Raw genomic sequence first — 14,269 nt, 5'->3', positions numbered from 1 at the left:
GGGTCAAGACCACAACGATTGCATCAGGGGCTGAAATTGGCCCGCATATTCCGCGTCGAGTCGGGTAGCCGCGCGCCCATGGCTCCACCACTTTGGAACAACCCAGAGAGCAATGAGACAGAGAGCTCCCGGGCCGACGGCCCGGGACCGAGTGCGGCACCCAGGAACATCGGGATCCGCCGACGATCACTCCTGTTCGGCGCGGGCGCGGCGGGTGCCGTGGCCGCGCTCGGCGCCGCGGGCTGCAGCAAGGTGCCCACGGGGGACACGCTGGCGCGGCTGAAGTCGCAGGGGACCGTACGGCTGGGGATCGCGGGAGAGGCGCCGTACGGATACATCGATGAGGACGGCGGGTTCACCGGTGAGGCGGTGGAGCTCGCGAAGGAGATCTTCGGGCGCCTGGGTGTGCCCAAGGTGCAGCCCGTCGCGACCGAGTTCGGTTCGCTCATCCCTGGCCTGAACACCCAGCAGTTCGATGTGGTCTCGGCCGGGATGTACATCAACAAGGACCGCTGTCAGCAGGTCATCTTCTCGGACCCCGAGTACCAGATGCTGGACTCCTTCATCGTCCGCAAGGGCAACCCGAAGAAGCTCTTCAACTACCAGGACGCCTTCAAGGCCAAGGCGAAGATGGGCACGGGCCCCGCCTACGCGGAGATCGACTACGGCATCGCCGCGGGCTACAAGCGGGAGGACATCTCGATCTTCCCGGACCCGGTCGCAGGCATGAACGCCGTCGAGGCGGGCCGCATCGACTTCTTCGCCGGCACCGCCCTGACCGGCCGCGGCGTGGTCCGCAAGAGCACGAAGGCGGAGGTGACCGAGGCCTTCGCGCCCATCGTCGACGGCGAGAAGCAGATCGACGGCGGCGGTTTCACCTTCCGGCCGACCGACACGGAGCTGCGCGATGCCTTCAACGTGGAGATCCACAAGATGAAGAAGAGCGGTGAGCTCTTCCGGATCCTCAAGCCGTTCGGCTTCACGAAGGACGAGATGACCAAGCTGACCGCAGAGGAGCTGTGCAAATGACAGCGGGACTGTGGGAACACTGGGTTCTTCCCGGTATCTGGATCACCATCCAGCTGACGCTCTACAGCGCGGCTCTCGCGACCGTCGTCGCCTTCGGCGTCGGCATGGCGCGCACCCACCGGCTGCGCACCGTGCGCTTCCTGGCCGGTTTCTACACCGAGGTCTTCCGCGGCACCTCATCGCTGGTGCTGATGTTCTGGATCTTCTTCGTCCTGCCGCAGCTGGTCGGCTGGGCGCTGGTCCCGATGTGGGCGGCCGTGCTCGCCCTCGGGCTCTCCTACGGTGCGTACGGCGCCGAGATCGTGCGCGGATCGCTCAACTCCGTGACACCGGCACAGCGCGAGGCGGGGGTCGCGTTGAGCTTCAGTCCGGCACAGCGGATGCGGCTGATCCTGCTGCCGCAGGCCATCCCGGAGATGATCCCGCCGTTCTCGAACCTGCTCGTCGAGCTGCTCAAGGGCACCGCCCTGGTCTCGCTGCTCGGCATCGGCGACGTGTCCTTCGCCGCGAACCTGGTGCGCCTCGCGACCACGGAGAGCGCCGAGATCTACACGATCACCCTGGTCATCTACTTCGTGATCGCGTTCCTGCTCACCCGCGGGATGCGCTCCCTGGAGCGTAAGACCAAGGCGGGCATCGGGCAGAAGACCGAGTCCCGTGGCCTGATGTCCAAGCTCAACTGGCGTCAGGAGATGGAAGTTGCACAGATTCCGAAGGGCGGAGGCACCGGCGCATGATCATCGCTGCTGACAAGTGGGACTGGGGCGCCGTCTCCGACTTCATGCCGCACTTCTGGGACGGTGTCCTCACCACCCTGCAGATCCTCGCCCTGGGTTCGCTGATCTCGTTCTCGCTCGGCCTGGTGTGGGCGCTCCTGTTCCGCGCGCCCAGCCGTTTCGTGCGGTGGCCGGTCGGCATCATCACCGAGTTCATCCGCAACACTCCGTTGCTCGTGCAGCTGTTCTTCTTCTTCTTCGTCCTGCCGGAGTGGGACATCCAGTTCTCCGCGCTGACGACCGGCATCATCGCGATCGGCCTGCACTACTCGACGTACACCGCGCAGGTCTACCGCGCCGGCATCGAGGCCGTGCCCGTCGGCCAGTGGGAGGCGGCCACGGCCCTGAGCCTGCCCTACCGCCACACGTGGACAGCGGTGATCCTGCCGCAGGCCATCCGCCGCGTGATCCCGGCGCTCGGCAACTACGTCATCGCGATGCTGAAGGACACCCCGCTGCTCGCCAGCATCGGCGTCCTCGAGCTGCTGCAGCGCTCGCGGCTCCAGGCTGCGGAGACCTTCCAGTACACCGAGGCCCTGACCGTCGTCGGCATCGCCTTCATCGTCATCGCCTACCCGTCCTCCCTCCTCCTCCGAGCCCTGGAGCGTCGTCTTGTCGTCTGAAACCACCCCCAAGGAAACGGTCAACCCGGCGGTCGACGGCAGCGAGCTGATCCGCTTCGACAAGGTCACCAAGAGGTTCGGGTCGAACACCGTCCTGGACGAGCTCGACTTCTCCGTGGACTCGGGCAAGCACGTCACGCTGATCGGGCCGTCGGGCTCCGGCAAGACCACGATCCTGCGGCTGCTCATGACCCTGATGAAGCCCGAGGAGGGCACCATCAAGGTCGGCGGGCGCTACCTCACGCACGAGGAGAAGAACGGCAAGCTCGTGCCCGCGGGCGAGAAGTACATCCGCGAGGTCCGCAAGAACATCGGGATGGTGTTCCAGCAGTTCAACCTCTTCCCGAACATGAAGGTCCTGCGCAACATCACCGAGGCGCCGGTCCAGGTGCTCGGCCTGTCCAAGGACGAGGCCGAGGAGCGTGCCCGCGGCCTGCTGGAGCTGGTCGGGCTCACCGAGCACATCGACAAGTACCCGAACCAGCTCTCCGGCGGTCAGCAGCAGCGCGTCGCCATCGCGCGCGCCCTGGCCATGCGTCCGCAGGTGCTGCTCCTGGACGAGGTCACGTCCGCGCTCGACCCCGAGCTGGTGGCGGGCGTCCTCGACGTCCTGCGGGACATCGCGCACACCACGGACATCACGATGCTCTGCGTGACCCACGAGATGAACTTCGCCCGTGACATCTCGGACCAGGTCCTGATGTTCGACTCCGGCCGGGTCATCGAGTCCGGGACGCCGGAGAAGATCTTCACCGAGCCCGAGCACGAGCGCACCCGGGAGTTCCTCAGCGCGGTGCTGTGACCCCGCACCACAATTGCGCAGGCTATGGCCTTGGGTGATGACGCTGGCATATGCCAGGGTGGCGCGTTCCTGCTGACAGTGCCGGAACGCGCCACCAATGTCCCCAACAGCCGCTCCCCATCCACTCCTTGGCCGCTATCGTGGACGAAGCCCAGCTGTCCGGAACCGTTGCACGCAGGGGGAAGCCGTGGCGCTGAAGCACGAGCCGACCACGCCGCAGCACTCGGTGCAGAGCGCGCTGCGCGTGCTCGAGATCGTCGCCCGGCACAATGCCGGCGTCACCGACTCCGAGCTCGCCCGCCAGACCAAACTGCCCGCGCCCCAGCTCGCCGCCCTCCTTCGGATGCTGCGCCGCGAGGCGTACGTCGAGCAGGTCGCCGACGGCGCGTACGTCACCGGTGCGTCCCTCGCCCGCCTCGGCTCGGCCCACCGCCGCGAGCAGGCCCTGCGGGACAAGCTCAAGGACACCCTCGACGAGCTGCGCGACTCGATCGGCGCCGCCGTCTACATCAGCCGGTACGAGGACGGCGAGATCAAGATCACCGACTTCGCGGACGGCCCCCGCACCCCCAAGGTCAACGAGTGGGTGGACTTCCGCTCCTCCGCGCACGCCAGCGCGGTCGGCAAGAGCCTGCTGACCCAGCTCGACCTGAACGGCCGCAGGGACCATCTCTCCCGGCACAAGATGGCCCGCCTCACCTCGCGGACGATCACGAACGAGCGGGTCCTGTTGAACCGCCTCGCCGCCCAGCCCGCCACGGTCCCGGTCCTCGACCTCCAGGAGTACGCGGTCGGCACGGTCTGTGCCGCCGTCCCCATCACCGCGGGCTCGGCGGTCGGCTGCCTGGCGCTGTCCCTGCCGGTGGAGCACGCCCACCGGCTCCGGCAAGCGGCCCGGACGCTCAATCGCAGGGCGGCGCCGGTGCTGCTGTCGCTGGCGATCTAGGGGCGGGCGGCCGGTCGGACGCGGGCGGTCCTGAGCACCCTCCGGGACCAGGTATTATTTTTGAGTCAGCAGGCGCCGCTAGCTCAGTTGGTTAGAGCAGCTGACTCTTAATCAGCGGGTCCGGGGTTCGAGTCCCTGGCGGCGCACAGACAGTGAGAAGCCCCTCGCGGAAGCGGGGGGCTTCTTTCGTCTCTCGGAAGTTCCTGGCGGACAGCCCCCGCGAGTTCCCGGCGGACAGCCCCCGCGCATATCCCTCGCACCGGTGAGGACAGCGCCCCCGGGGCCCGGTGATACTGGCACGGCCCTCCTGCCCCGAGGAGCCGCCCCATGCACGGTCCCTTCCCCGCGCTGTCCCGGCTGGCCCGGCTGCGCACCGCCCATCCCTACGTCGTGGACACCGCGCTCGCCGCCCTGGTGCTCTTCGCCGTCTCACTCCAGTTCCTCTTCCCGGACGAGGGCGGCGATCCGCTCAGCGCGGCCGGGTTCGCGCTCGGCGCGGGCACCGCGCTGCCGCTGATCTGGCGGCGTCGCGCGCCCATGATCTGCGCGAGCGTGATCTCCGTCTTCACGCCCGCCATGGCGCTGTACCACCGGCCGCCGCCCGACGTCTGCATCGGCGGCATGGTCGCCCTCTACACCGTGGCCGCCCTGAGCACCCCGCTGCAGCGGCGCGTCATGCTCGCCGGGTGGCTGACGGGGGCCGCCGTCACGATGACCTTCAAGGAACACGCCGAGCCGTACGAGTACCCCTTCCACCTGCTCAGCCTCATCAGCGCGTACGCCCTCGGGTCCTTCGCCCGTGTGCAGCGCGCGTACACCGCGGCCCTGGAGGAGCGGGCCCGGCGTCTGGAGCGGGAGCGTGCCGCCGAGACGGCGCGGGCGGTCGGTCAGGAGCGGGCCAGGATCGCGCGCGACATGCACGACATCCTCGCCCACGCGGTGAGCCTGATGGTGGTCCAGGCGGAGGCGGGGCCGGTGGTGGTCCGCAGCGATCCGGACCGCGCGGTGGGGGCGTTCGACGCGATCGCGGGCGCGGGGCGCGACGCGATGGTGCAGTTGCGGCGGATCCTGGGCGTCCTGCGGGAGACGTCGGCCCCGGGTGGCGGGGCGCGCGTCCCGCAGCCGACGCTCGCGGCGCTCCCGGAGCTGGCCGCGCTGCTGGAACACACGGGCTTGCGCGTCGAGTTGACGGAAACCGGCGGGCCCCGTAGCCCCCTGCCACCCGACGTGGAGGTGGCCGCGTACCGCATCGTCCAGGAGGCGCTGACGAACTGCGTGAAGCACGCGGGAGCAAGTGTCGTGGGCGTAGAACTGGAGTGGTCTGATGCGGAGTTGATCCTGCGCATCCAGGATGACGGGGTCGGGCTCCGCGCTTCGGAGGACGCGGGCGCGGGGCACGGCCTCCTGGGCATCCGGGAACGGGCCGCCGCCTGCGGGGGCACGGCCGAGGCCGGGGACGGGCCCGATGGTGGATTCCGTGTCGCCGCGCGGCTGCCCACGGCATCCTTGGGGCATGAGCATCCGGGTGGCCGTGGCCGACGATCAGGAGCTGGTGCGCAGCGGCTTCTCCATGATCCTTGAGGCGCAGCCCGACATCGAGGTGGTGGCGGAGGCCGGTGACGGCGCGGAAGCGGTGGCGGCGGTGCGCCTGCACTCCCCCGACGTCATCCTCCTGGACATCCGGATGCCGGGGATGGACGGCATCGAGGCGGCCCGCCAGGTGTGCGCGCAGTCCAGCTGCCGGATCGTCATGCTCACCACCTTCGACCTCGACGAGTACGTGTACGAGGCGCTGTACGCCGGAGCCAGCGGCTTCCTGCTCAAGGACGTCCGCAGGGACGACCTGGTGCACGCGGTGCGCGTCGTGGCGGCCGGGGACTCCCTGCTCGCCCCGTCGGTGACGCGGCGCCTGGTGGCGGACGTGGTCCGACGCCGCCGCACGGACGCCGACGCACCCCCCGTTTCTCCTGCCGAACGCCTGGCGGTGCTCACGGCCCGCGAGGAGGAAACACTGCGACTGCTGGCGCGGGGCCTGTCCAACGCGGAGATAGCGGCATCGTTCGTGGTCAGCGAGCACACGGTGAAAACCCACGTCAGCAACGTCCTCTCAAAACTGTCCCTGCGGGACCGGGTCCAGGCGGTGATCTGCGCGTACGAGACGGGGTTGGTGGTGCCCGGGGGATAGGGCCCTCCGGCCAGCGCCTGCCGCGATCCGGGCGGGACGCGCCGGTTGCGCACGACGGCGGGGCGGGGCGCCCAAGGGCGCGAGGAACTCGACGGCTGGGCCCTGCCGTCGGCTCGGGCCGGGCACGGCAAACCGCACGGTGGTGCCGCGGCGTGCGGGGGCCTGTCAGCGCGAGAGCCCGACAACCGGCCCCCGCAACCACCCCGGCCGGGCACGCCAACATCGCGCGGTGGCCCCGCGGGCGCGAGGAGTCTGATGGCCGTTCTGGGAGCAGTCGGCGGGCGGCGCGTCGCGAGGCGGCCGGAGCCGCTCTCGGGGGTGACCGCGCCCGCGCCTTCTCCCCCGTCCGGCGGAGGCCTACCCCGTGCGAGGGAGGGGGGAAGACCGCTCGGGGCGGCGATCCGCCGCGGGTGGGTGGCGGCGACTCTGAGGGGCGTATCCGGACCCCGTCCTTGGAGGAGGCAGAGCCATGTTGGCCGCCCTCGCCCGTACCGCGACACGTCGCCCCCGTACCGTCGTCCTCGTCTGGCTTCTGCTTCTCGTCATCGGCCTGGGTTTCGGCACCCGGGTCTTCGGTGATCTGACCTCCTCGGTGGAGGACGTGCCGGGCAGCGAGTCGGTCGTCGCGGAGGAACGGCTCGCCGAACTCACCCCGGACGGCGACGACTTCAACGCCGTCGTGGCCGCTCCCTCCGTCACCACCCCGCAGATCCGCGCGCAGGTCGGCGACGCGGTGGCCGACGTACGGAAGCAGCCTGGCATCGCCCAGGTGCCGGATCCGTACACCACCCGCGGCCTCGTCGCCGAGGACGGGAAGGCCCTGATCGTTCCCGTCGTGCTCAAGGGCGGCCTCGACGACGACGCCGAGGAGGAGGCCGTCGGCGACGCGGCCGACCGGCTCCGCGAGATCACCGCCGGTGACGTCGCGGTGAGCGGCGGGCCGCTGCTCGGCGAGCAGATGGGCGGCCGGGCCCAGGAGGACGTCGCCCAAGCCGAGTTGATCACCCTGCCCGCCGTCCTTGTCGTACTGCTGCTCATCTTCGGTGGGCTGCGGGCCGCCGGGCTCCCCCTTCTCGTCACCGTGAGCGGCGTGGCCGGTGCCTTCCTGACCCTCTACGGCTTCAGCCAGTTCACGGAGATCTCCGTCTACGCCGTCCAGATCGTCACCATGCTCGGCCTCGGCCTCGCCGTCGACTACGCCCTCCTCATGGTGATCCGCTTCCGCGAGGAGCGGGGGAAGACGGATGACGTGGCGCGGGCCGTGCACGCGACCGTCGCCCGCGCCGGACGCACCGTCCTCTTCTCCGGTCTGACGGTGGCCATCTGTCTGTCGGGGCTCGTCTGGTTCCCCAGCCCGTTCCTGCGCAGCATGGGCCTCGCGGCCGGCGCGGTGGTCGTCGTCGACATGCTGGCCGCGCTGACGCTGCTGCCCGCTCTTCTCGCCCTCTTCGGGGGAAAGATCGCCCCCACCAACGCTAAGTCCCGCGCCTGGTACGTGATTTGGCGGCGTGACAGCAAAGCAGAGGCCACCCCCGAACCCGGTGCCTTCTTCGCCCGTCTCGCCCTCTTCTCCGCCCGGCGCCCGGTCGCCGTGACCGCCACCGTCGTCGCCGTACTCACCCTGCTCGCGCTGCCCGCCCTCGGCATGCGGATCAACATCGGCGACGCACGGCAGCTCCCGCACGACACCGAGGCCCGGCAGCTGTACGAGACCGTGCGCGAGCACTACCCGGCGGGGACGGACACCGACCCCGTCCAGGTGCTCATCGGGGCCGGCGCCGACCCCGACTGCGAGGACAAGATCCGTGCCCTGCCCGGCATCAGGGCAGCCGACCGCGAGCGGCTCTCCGACGGCACGGTCCTGCTCGAGCTGACCCCGGCGGGATCGGTCGACGGCCCCACCGCCACGCGGCTCGTGGAACAGGTCCGCGACCTCCGGGGCGACGAGCCGATCCAGGTCACCGGCAACGCCGCGAGCCTCGTCGACTTCCGTTCGATGCTCGCCGATCGTGCCCCTTGGGCCGTGCTCACGGTCCTGGTCGCCCTGTTCGGCCTGCTCTTCGCCTTCACCGGCTCGCTGCTGCTCCCCCTGCGTACGCTCGCCACCACACTCCTCAGCCTGGGCGCCGCCCTCGGCGTCGTGGTGTGGGTGTTCCAGGACGGGCATTTCGCGGGGCTGCTCGGCGGGGAAGGGCTCGGGGCGCTGAGCCTGACCGCGCCCCCGCTGATCGTCGCGATCGCGTTCGGACTCGCGATGGACTACGAACTGTTCATTCTGTCCCGGATGCGGGAGACGTGGCTGGAGACCGGCGACCACCGCGCCGCCACCGTCGAGGGCCTGCGCCGCTCGGGCCGTGTCGTCAGCTGTGCGGCACTGCTGCTCGCGATCGTCTTCGGCGGCTTCATGACCGGCGGCTTCTCACCGATCCTGCAGATCGGGCTCGGCCTGACGCTCGCGGTGCTCATCGACGCGACCCTGGTGCGGATGTTCCTCGTACCGGCCACGATGACGCTGCTCGGCCGCCGAGCCTGGTGGGCGCCGCGGCGGATGCGGAAGCTCCATCAGCGGTACGGGCTCCGCGAGGAGGCTCCGTCCGCCGGCCAACGGGTCAGGCAAGGACCACCCAGTCCATGACCAGGGCGGCCACCAGGCCCACGCCGAGGAGATAGCTGCCGAGCCGGGTCCGGCCCCGCCTGCTGAGTTCGATCACCAGGCCGCAGAGCACGAGCAGCAGCCCGTACACCCCCACGACCAGGACGGACGACCGGCTCGCCAGACGTACGGCGAGCACTACGGCCGCCGCGGCCATCAGCACCGAGGCCGCGGCGATCCGTATGCGCCGGGCCTGGCGCGGCGTGAGGCCGGCCCGGCCTGCCCCCATCTGGTCTGACGTGCTCATGGTTCGGAATCGTAATCGACCCGACCGGTGGCCTGTGCATGCTTTTCCGCTGTGCACGCTTTTCCCGCTCAGGAGCGCAGGTACGCCAGGACCGCGAGGACCCTGCGGTGCGTGCCGTCCCCCGGGGGCAGGTCCAGTTTGCCGAGGATGTTGCCGATGTGTTTGCCCACCGCGGCCTCGCTGACGACGAGTTCGGCGGCGATCGACGCGTTCGACCTGCCCTCGGCCACCAGGCCGAGCACCTCCCGCTCGCGCGGCGTGAGCTGTTCGAGGGGGTCGCGGCGGCGCCTGATCAGCTGCCGTACGACCTCCGGGTCCACGACCGTGCCGCCGTCCGCGACCCGCGCCACCGCGTCGGCGAACTGCTCGACCTGGCCCACCCGATCCTTGAGCAGATAGCCGACGCCGGTGCCGTCCCCGGTGTCCAGGAGCTCGGCGGCGTACGAGCGTTGCACGTACTGGCTGAGCACGAGCACCGGCAGCTTCGGCCGACGCGCGCGCAGGGCGAGGGCGGCACGCAACCCCTCGTCCTTGAAGCCGGGCGGCATGCGTACGTCGGTGAGGACGAGGTCCGGCTCGTGCGCGTCGACGGCGGCGCTCAGCCCTTCGGCGTCCCCGAGCGCGGCGGGCACCTCGTGGCCGAAGCGGGCGAGCAGGCCGACGAGCCCCTCGCGCAGCAGCACGCTGTCCTCGGCGACGACGATTCTCAGTGCGGGGCGCTGGTCGGGTGCTGGGCTCGGCACGGGATCTCCACGGACAGTACGGTCGGCCCGCCCGGCGGGCTGGCGACCGTCAGTGTGCCATCGAGCACCGCGATCCGGTCCGCCAGGCCGGTCAGGCCGGTGCCTCGGGCGGGGTCAGCGCCGCCGTCACCCTCGTCGCGCACGTCGATGCGCAGAGCCTCCTCCTCGTGCCGGGCCCTGATCTGCGCGCGGGAGGCGTTGCTGTGGCGGGCGATGTTGGTGAGGGCCTCGCGGACGGCGAAGTACCCGGCGGATTCGACGGGTTCGGGGAGGCGGGGCAGGTCCAGGTCGACGTCCACGGGGATCAGGGAGCGGTCGGCGGCGTCCTCGACGGCGGCGGCGAGGCCGTAGTCGGCGAGGACCTGGGGGTGGATGCCGCGGATGAGTTCGCGCAGTTCGGTGAGTACGTTGCCCGCCTCGTCGTGGGCCGTGGCGAGCTGGGCCGCGAGGGGGCTGCCGGGAGTGGCGTCGAGCCTGGCGAGACCCAGGGTCATGGTCAGCGCGACGAGGCGCTGCTGGGCCCCGTCGTGCAAGTCCCGCTCGATGCGCCGCCGTTCGGCCTCGAATGCGTCGACGAGGCGGGCCCGGGAACGCGTCACTTGCTCCAGTTGGGTGGCCAACTCGGTCTCGCGGGGCGCGAGGAGGAGGCCGGCGAGGGCGGCGCGGGCGGAGGCGTAGGCGCCGAGGGGGTAGAGCAGCGGGACGAGGAGGACGAGCCCGAGCAGCGCTATGGCGAAGGCGTGCGGGTAGTCGCCGACCAACCAGAGCTTGGCGGCACGTATCTCGCCGCCGTCCAGGGCGAGTTGGGCGGGGGCGGCGACGAGGACGGCGGGGGCGCCGATGGTGCAGGCGAGCACCAGAAGGTCCAGCGGCCACAGCACGAGGGCGAGCAGCACGGCGTAGGCGAGCTCACGCCAGGTGGCCTGCTCCTTGACCCGCAGCTTGAACCAGGCGGGGATGCCGGGGGCTTCGGGAGTCCGGTGGGGGGTCACGGTGGGGGAAGCGGGGTCGACGAGGCGGGCACGGCGGCGTTCGAGCGCGGCGATGGGGATGCCGGTGAGGGCGAGGAGGGGAAGGAGGGGAATGCCCACGAGGACGAGGGCGAGGGCAAGGCCGAGGGTGAGGCCGAGAAGGCCACCGAGGAGGACCAGGACCCCGAGCAGCACACCTCCCAGCAGGTACGCCACACCTCTCCAGGGCGCACTGCTCCTCAGATACGCCCGCCCCTGCACGCCCACCCACACGCTCACCCCGGTCATGGGGTCACGGTATGGGCTGCGGATCAACCTGGCAGCAGTCCCTCCCTGCCCTGCGCCCGGTACTGGCCGAGCAGTTCGGCCAAGGCCGTCGGCACCAGGCGCCGGTAGGCCCCCGCCCCGGGGTCGGGCCGCCACCACACAGGGTCCCCGCAGCGAAACCCCTCTCCCCGCAAGGCGGCCCGCGCCACCTTGTTGGTTGCGGTGACCGGCATCCGCCCCACCACCCGTACGAAACGGGGCGCCATCTTCGTGCCCAGGTCATCCTGCGCGAGGAGGAACTCGGCGAAGGCCAGCGGATCGAAGTCCACGCCCGGCCGTGGGGCAATCGCCGCCATCACCTGATCCCCCGACACGGGATCAGGCACGGCGTACACGGCGACCGCCGCAGCCGCCTCCCAGCGCGCGAGGATGTTCTCGATCATCGCCGCCGCCAGGTTCTCGCTGTCCACACGGAGCCTGTCGTCCGTACGCCCCGCGAAGTAGAGGAAGCCCTCCGTGTCGCGGTAGAAGAGGTCCCCCGTCCAGTACCAGCCGTCCCGGAGCCGCGCCGCGTCCGCCTCCGCGTTGCGCCAGTACCCCTCGAAGGGCGAGCGCCCCTTGTTGACCAGCTCCCCTATCGCCGCGTGGCCGTTCAGCAGCCGCCGGTCCGCGGCGAAGACGGCGGGCGGGCACTCCGCACGCGTACCGGCGTCCACCACCGCGAGCTCGTCCCCCGGTGCCGCCCGCCCGATCGCCCCGGCCGGAGTCCCCGGCACCCGCTGGATCGCCGCGCCGCCCTCCGAGGAGCCGTAGCCCTCCACGAGCCGCACGCCGAACCGCTTCTCGAAGCGTCCCGCGTCCACCGCCCCGGCCTCCGTGCCGAACCCCATCAGGAGGGGGTTCTCCGTGTCGTCGGGGCGCTCGGGCGTCGCCAGGAGGTACTGCACCGCCCGGCCCACGTACGTGAAGTACGTCGCCCCGTACGCCCGTACGTCGTCCAGGAACGCCGATGCGGAGAAGCGCCGCCGCAGCGCCACCCCTGCCCCGCCCGCGAGCGCGGGCGCCCAGTCCGCGATCACCGCGTTGCCGTGGAACATGGGCATGCAGATGTAGTGGACCCCGTCGGGCCCGAGTCCGAAGTGGTCGACGAGGGACCGGCCCGCCGCCGCCAGGCGCCCCTGGCTGCAGATCGCGGCCTTGGGCGCGCCCGTCGACCCGGAGGTGAAGTAGAGCAGCATCCGGCTCGACGGCGTCGCCGCCCGTGACACCTCCGGGCGCGCGTCCGCGTATGGGGCCAGCAGTTCCCCGTACGCCTCCGTGTCCGTCACCAAGATGCGCACGCCGGGGAGTTGAAGTCCGTCGAGGAGGGGGAGGTGTGCGCGTTCCGTGATCAGGACCCGGCAGTCGGTGTGCACGATGTCGCGGGCCAGCTCCGCGCCCCTGCGCGTGGGGTTGATGCCCGCCACCGCCGCGCCCGCGAGCGCCGCCGCGCTCAGCCACAGGGGGTACTCGGGGGTGTTGTCGAGCAGGACGCCGACGTGCGGCTCGGCTCCTCTGGGCAGCAGGTCGGCGAGGAGCGCCGCTCTCGCCGCCGCGCCCGCCGCGACCTGGTGGTGGGTGAGCTCCTGCTGTTCGAAACGCAGCCCGGGGCGGTGGTCGCCCCAGCGCGCCTGGACGAGTTCCGCGACGGTGCTCCCGGTGGACTCCATGGCCGCGCACCATAATTGATGCACCGTCAGATGGGGAGAGTGTTACGGCCACTCCTGGTCGGCCCCGACGTCGGGGTCCGTCGGGTCCCAGTCGAACGATTCAGAGGCGTCGAACATGTCGTTCGCCGTCACCATGAAGAACACGCAGAAGGCGAGCATGACGCCGAAGAAGCAGAGCACGGCGATCAGGGTAGCCGTGCTCTTGGCGAGGTCCGGCGCGTGCACCGTCGCCGCCTCCGGGCGGTCGGCCGCGTAGTACACGGTGACGACGTCGCCCTCGATGATCGTCCCGGGGCCGTTCTCCTCCTCGAACCGTACGGGCCGGCCCGCGGGCGGGGTGAACTCGTAGACGTGGTGCAGCGTGGTGCTGACGTGGTGCCCGTCGCCGTGGCGGCTCGTCGTGGTGTACGTGCGCAGACAACGCGCCTCGGCCGTCAGTCCACTCGCCCATGCCTCACGCCGTCGCAGATGGCGATTGATCACCGCGACCGCCATGGCGATCACGATGGCGCCGATCAATGTCGGCACGGCATAGAAGAAGAACTCCACTGCATCCCCCGATGGTTGCTGCCGGTACTGCCCCGCGCACACCGTCCCGGTCATGGACGGTGTGCGCAGAACCTACCCGTGGGGAGTGCCGTGGAGCCTCAAGCCCTGCTCAGAACTTGACGTCGGAGCAGGCGTAGAACGCGTTCGCCGTGTCGTGGACCGTCCACACCGCGACGATCACATGGTGTCCGCTCCTGCCGCCGGGGATCGTCCCGGAGTGCGAGAGCGTGGCCGGCGGCTGCTGGCCGTTGTAGGGGACGTTGAGGAACGGGGTGGTCTCGAGGGCGGCCCGCGTGACCGGCTTGCTCTCGTCCCAGCCCTGCTTGGTGATGTAGTACTTGAAGTCGGTGGTGCGGTGGCGTGCCGTGAACTGCCAGCGGAAGCTGTAGTTCTGTCCTGCGCTGACACTGGTCGTCGGCCAGGCTCCGCCGCCCGGCGCCTTCGGCTGGTTGAGCGCGTCGAAGCCGCCGACGCCCGCCGAGCAGATCTTGCCGTCGGCGGGACCGGACGCCGGGAAGCCCTTGGGGCCCTCGACGCTCTGGGGTTCGTACTGGATGGAACCACAGCCGCTCACCGTGCCGTTGGCACAGTTGATCTGGCGGCTGGCCGGCAGGTCGGTGTAGCCGTGACCGCTCGCGCCACCGGACGAGAGCGCGAGGGCCCCGACCGTGGTGGCGCCGAGCATGGCCGCGTACATCTTCTTGTTTCGCATGCTGCCGCTCCAGGGGAAACGTGGGGGTTCCGTGAGCCGTGCGCGCGCCGCGGCACC

At 70.7% G+C, this 14,269-nt stretch carries 14 protein-coding genes and 1 tRNA gene; 9 read left to right on the top strand and 6 right to left on the bottom strand.

What is annotated here, in order from left to right; all coding sequences use genetic code 11:
* The first annotated feature begins 174 nt into the window (after positions 1-174).
* The 9 genes from ehuB to AB0M70_RS05580 all read left to right on the top strand — a co-directional run bounded on the left by ehuB (position 175) and on the right by AB0M70_RS05580 (position 8,996).
* The gene (ehuB, locus tag AB0M70_RS05620) at positions 175-1,029 is read left to right on the top strand and encodes an ectoine/hydroxyectoine ABC transporter substrate-binding protein EhuB (protein WP_365817554.1); all 855 of its coding nucleotides are present in this window, start codon (positions 175-177) and stop codon (positions 1,027-1,029) included.
* Positions 1,026-1,766 (top strand): ectoine/hydroxyectoine ABC transporter permease subunit EhuC, encoded by a 741-nt coding sequence (gene ehuC / locus AB0M70_RS05615; RefSeq protein WP_365816688.1) that lies wholly within the window; start codon positions 1,026-1,028, stop codon positions 1,764-1,766. The genes ehuB and ehuC overlap by 4 nt, the downstream gene beginning before the upstream one ends.
* On the top strand, positions 1,763-2,428 hold the full coding sequence (gene ehuD, locus AB0M70_RS05610; RefSeq protein WP_363211368.1) for an ectoine/hydroxyectoine ABC transporter permease subunit EhuD: 666 nt from the start codon (positions 1,763-1,765) through the stop codon (positions 2,426-2,428). The genes ehuC and ehuD overlap by 4 nt, the downstream gene beginning before the upstream one ends.
* Positions 2,418-3,230 (top strand): ectoine/hydroxyectoine ABC transporter ATP-binding protein EhuA, encoded by an 813-nt coding sequence (gene ehuA / locus AB0M70_RS05605; protein WP_365816686.1) that lies wholly within the window; start codon positions 2,418-2,420, stop codon positions 3,228-3,230. Before ehuD ends, ehuA begins: the two co-directional genes overlap by 11 nt.
* Before the next feature lie 187 nt (positions 3,231-3,417).
* Positions 3,418-4,176 carry an IclR family transcriptional regulator C-terminal domain-containing protein gene (locus AB0M70_RS05600; protein WP_365816684.1) on the top strand — a complete coding sequence of 253 codons (759 nt, stop codon included), beginning with the start codon at positions 3,418-3,420 and terminating at the stop codon, positions 4,174-4,176.
* Between the two features lie 72 nt (positions 4,177-4,248).
* A tRNA-Lys gene (locus AB0M70_RS05595) sits at positions 4,249-4,322 on the top strand.
* Between the two features lie 181 nt (positions 4,323-4,503).
* Positions 4,504-5,757: a sensor histidine kinase gene (locus tag AB0M70_RS05590; protein ID WP_365816682.1), complete on the top strand. Its 1,254-nt coding sequence runs from the start codon at positions 4,504-4,506 to the stop codon at positions 5,755-5,757.
* Entirely contained in the window at positions 5,690-6,361 is a 672-nt protein-coding gene (locus AB0M70_RS05585; protein WP_365816680.1) for a response regulator transcription factor, read from the top strand. Before AB0M70_RS05590 ends, AB0M70_RS05585 begins: the two co-directional genes overlap by 68 nt.
* Before the next feature lie 469 nt (positions 6,362-6,830).
* Complete coding sequence (locus AB0M70_RS05580; protein WP_365816678.1) at positions 6,831-8,996, top strand: MMPL family transporter; 2,166 nt, start codon at positions 6,831-6,833, stop codon at positions 8,994-8,996.
* Here the strand turns inward: AB0M70_RS05580 and AB0M70_RS05575 are convergent.
* From AB0M70_RS05575 to AB0M70_RS05550, 6 genes are all read right to left on the bottom strand, one after another.
* Positions 8,971-9,261: a hypothetical protein gene (locus AB0M70_RS05575; RefSeq protein ID WP_365816676.1), complete on the bottom strand. Its 291-nt coding sequence runs from the start codon at positions 9,259-9,261 to the stop codon at positions 8,971-8,973. The two genes, AB0M70_RS05580 and AB0M70_RS05575, sit on opposite strands and share 26 nt — an antisense overlap.
* Positions 9,262-9,329: 68 nt before the next feature.
* Complete coding sequence (locus tag AB0M70_RS05570) at positions 9,330-10,004, bottom strand: response regulator transcription factor (RefSeq protein WP_365816674.1); 675 nt, start codon at positions 10,002-10,004, stop codon at positions 9,330-9,332.
* Complete coding sequence (locus AB0M70_RS05565) at positions 9,968-11,263, bottom strand: sensor domain-containing protein (protein ID WP_365816672.1); 1,296 nt, start codon at positions 11,261-11,263, stop codon at positions 9,968-9,970. Before AB0M70_RS05565 ends, AB0M70_RS05570 begins: the two co-directional genes overlap by 37 nt.
* A 23-nt stretch (positions 11,264-11,286) precedes the next feature.
* Complete coding sequence (locus AB0M70_RS05560; RefSeq protein WP_365816670.1) at positions 11,287-12,951, bottom strand: long-chain-fatty-acid--CoA ligase; 1,665 nt, start codon at positions 12,949-12,951, stop codon at positions 11,287-11,289.
* 42 nt (positions 12,952-12,993) lie between these two features.
* The gene (locus AB0M70_RS05555) at positions 12,994-13,554 is read right to left on the bottom strand and encodes a DUF3592 domain-containing protein (protein WP_365816668.1); all 561 of its coding nucleotides are present in this window, start codon (positions 13,552-13,554) and stop codon (positions 12,994-12,996) included.
* Between the two features lie 55 nt (positions 13,555-13,609).
* Positions 13,610-14,212: a lytic polysaccharide monooxygenase gene (locus AB0M70_RS05550; RefSeq protein ID WP_365816666.1), complete on the bottom strand. Its 603-nt coding sequence runs from the start codon at positions 14,210-14,212 to the stop codon at positions 13,610-13,612.
* Positions 14,213-14,269: the final 57 nt, after the last annotated feature.

Origin of the sequence: Streptomyces sp. NPDC051214 (assembly GCF_040682375.1) — a bacterium.
Classification (GTDB): domain Bacteria; phylum Actinomycetota; class Actinomycetes; order Streptomycetales; family Streptomycetaceae; genus Streptomyces.
Note: the sequence above shows the minus strand (reverse complement) of the source record. Positions and strands in the feature narration are given on the sequence as shown.

Bases quoted from the DNA above. Each gene is read 5' to 3' on its own strand.
- AB0M70_RS05575 (WP_365816676.1), bottom strand. From the start codon at position 9,261: ATGAGCACGTCAGACCAGATGGGGGCAGGCCGGGCCGGCCTCACGCCG.
- AB0M70_RS05550 (WP_365816666.1), bottom strand. From the start codon at position 14,212: ATGCGAAACAAGAAGATGTACGCGGCCATGCTCGGCGCCACCACGGTC.
- AB0M70_RS05590 (WP_365816682.1), top strand. From the start codon at position 4,504: ATGCACGGTCCCTTCCCCGCGCTGTCCCGGCTGGCCCGGCTGCGCACC.
- ehuD (WP_363211368.1), top strand. From the start codon at position 1,763: ATGATCATCGCTGCTGACAAGTGGGACTGGGGCGCCGTCTCCGACTTC.
- AB0M70_RS05555 (WP_365816668.1), bottom strand. From the start codon at position 13,554: ATGACCGGGACGGTGTGCGCGGGGCAGTACCGGCAGCAACCATCGGGG.
- AB0M70_RS05560 (WP_365816670.1), bottom strand. From the start codon at position 12,951: ATGGAGTCCACCGGGAGCACCGTCGCGGAACTCGTCCAGGCGCGCTGG.
- AB0M70_RS05565 (WP_365816672.1), bottom strand. From the start codon at position 11,263: ATGACCGGGGTGAGCGTGTGGGTGGGCGTGCAGGGGCGGGCGTATCTG.
- AB0M70_RS05585 (WP_365816680.1), top strand. From the start codon at position 5,690: ATGAGCATCCGGGTGGCCGTGGCCGACGATCAGGAGCTGGTGCGCAGC.
- AB0M70_RS05580 (WP_365816678.1), top strand. From the start codon at position 6,831: ATGTTGGCCGCCCTCGCCCGTACCGCGACACGTCGCCCCCGTACCGTC.
- ehuC (WP_365816688.1), top strand. From the start codon at position 1,026: ATGACAGCGGGACTGTGGGAACACTGGGTTCTTCCCGGTATCTGGATC.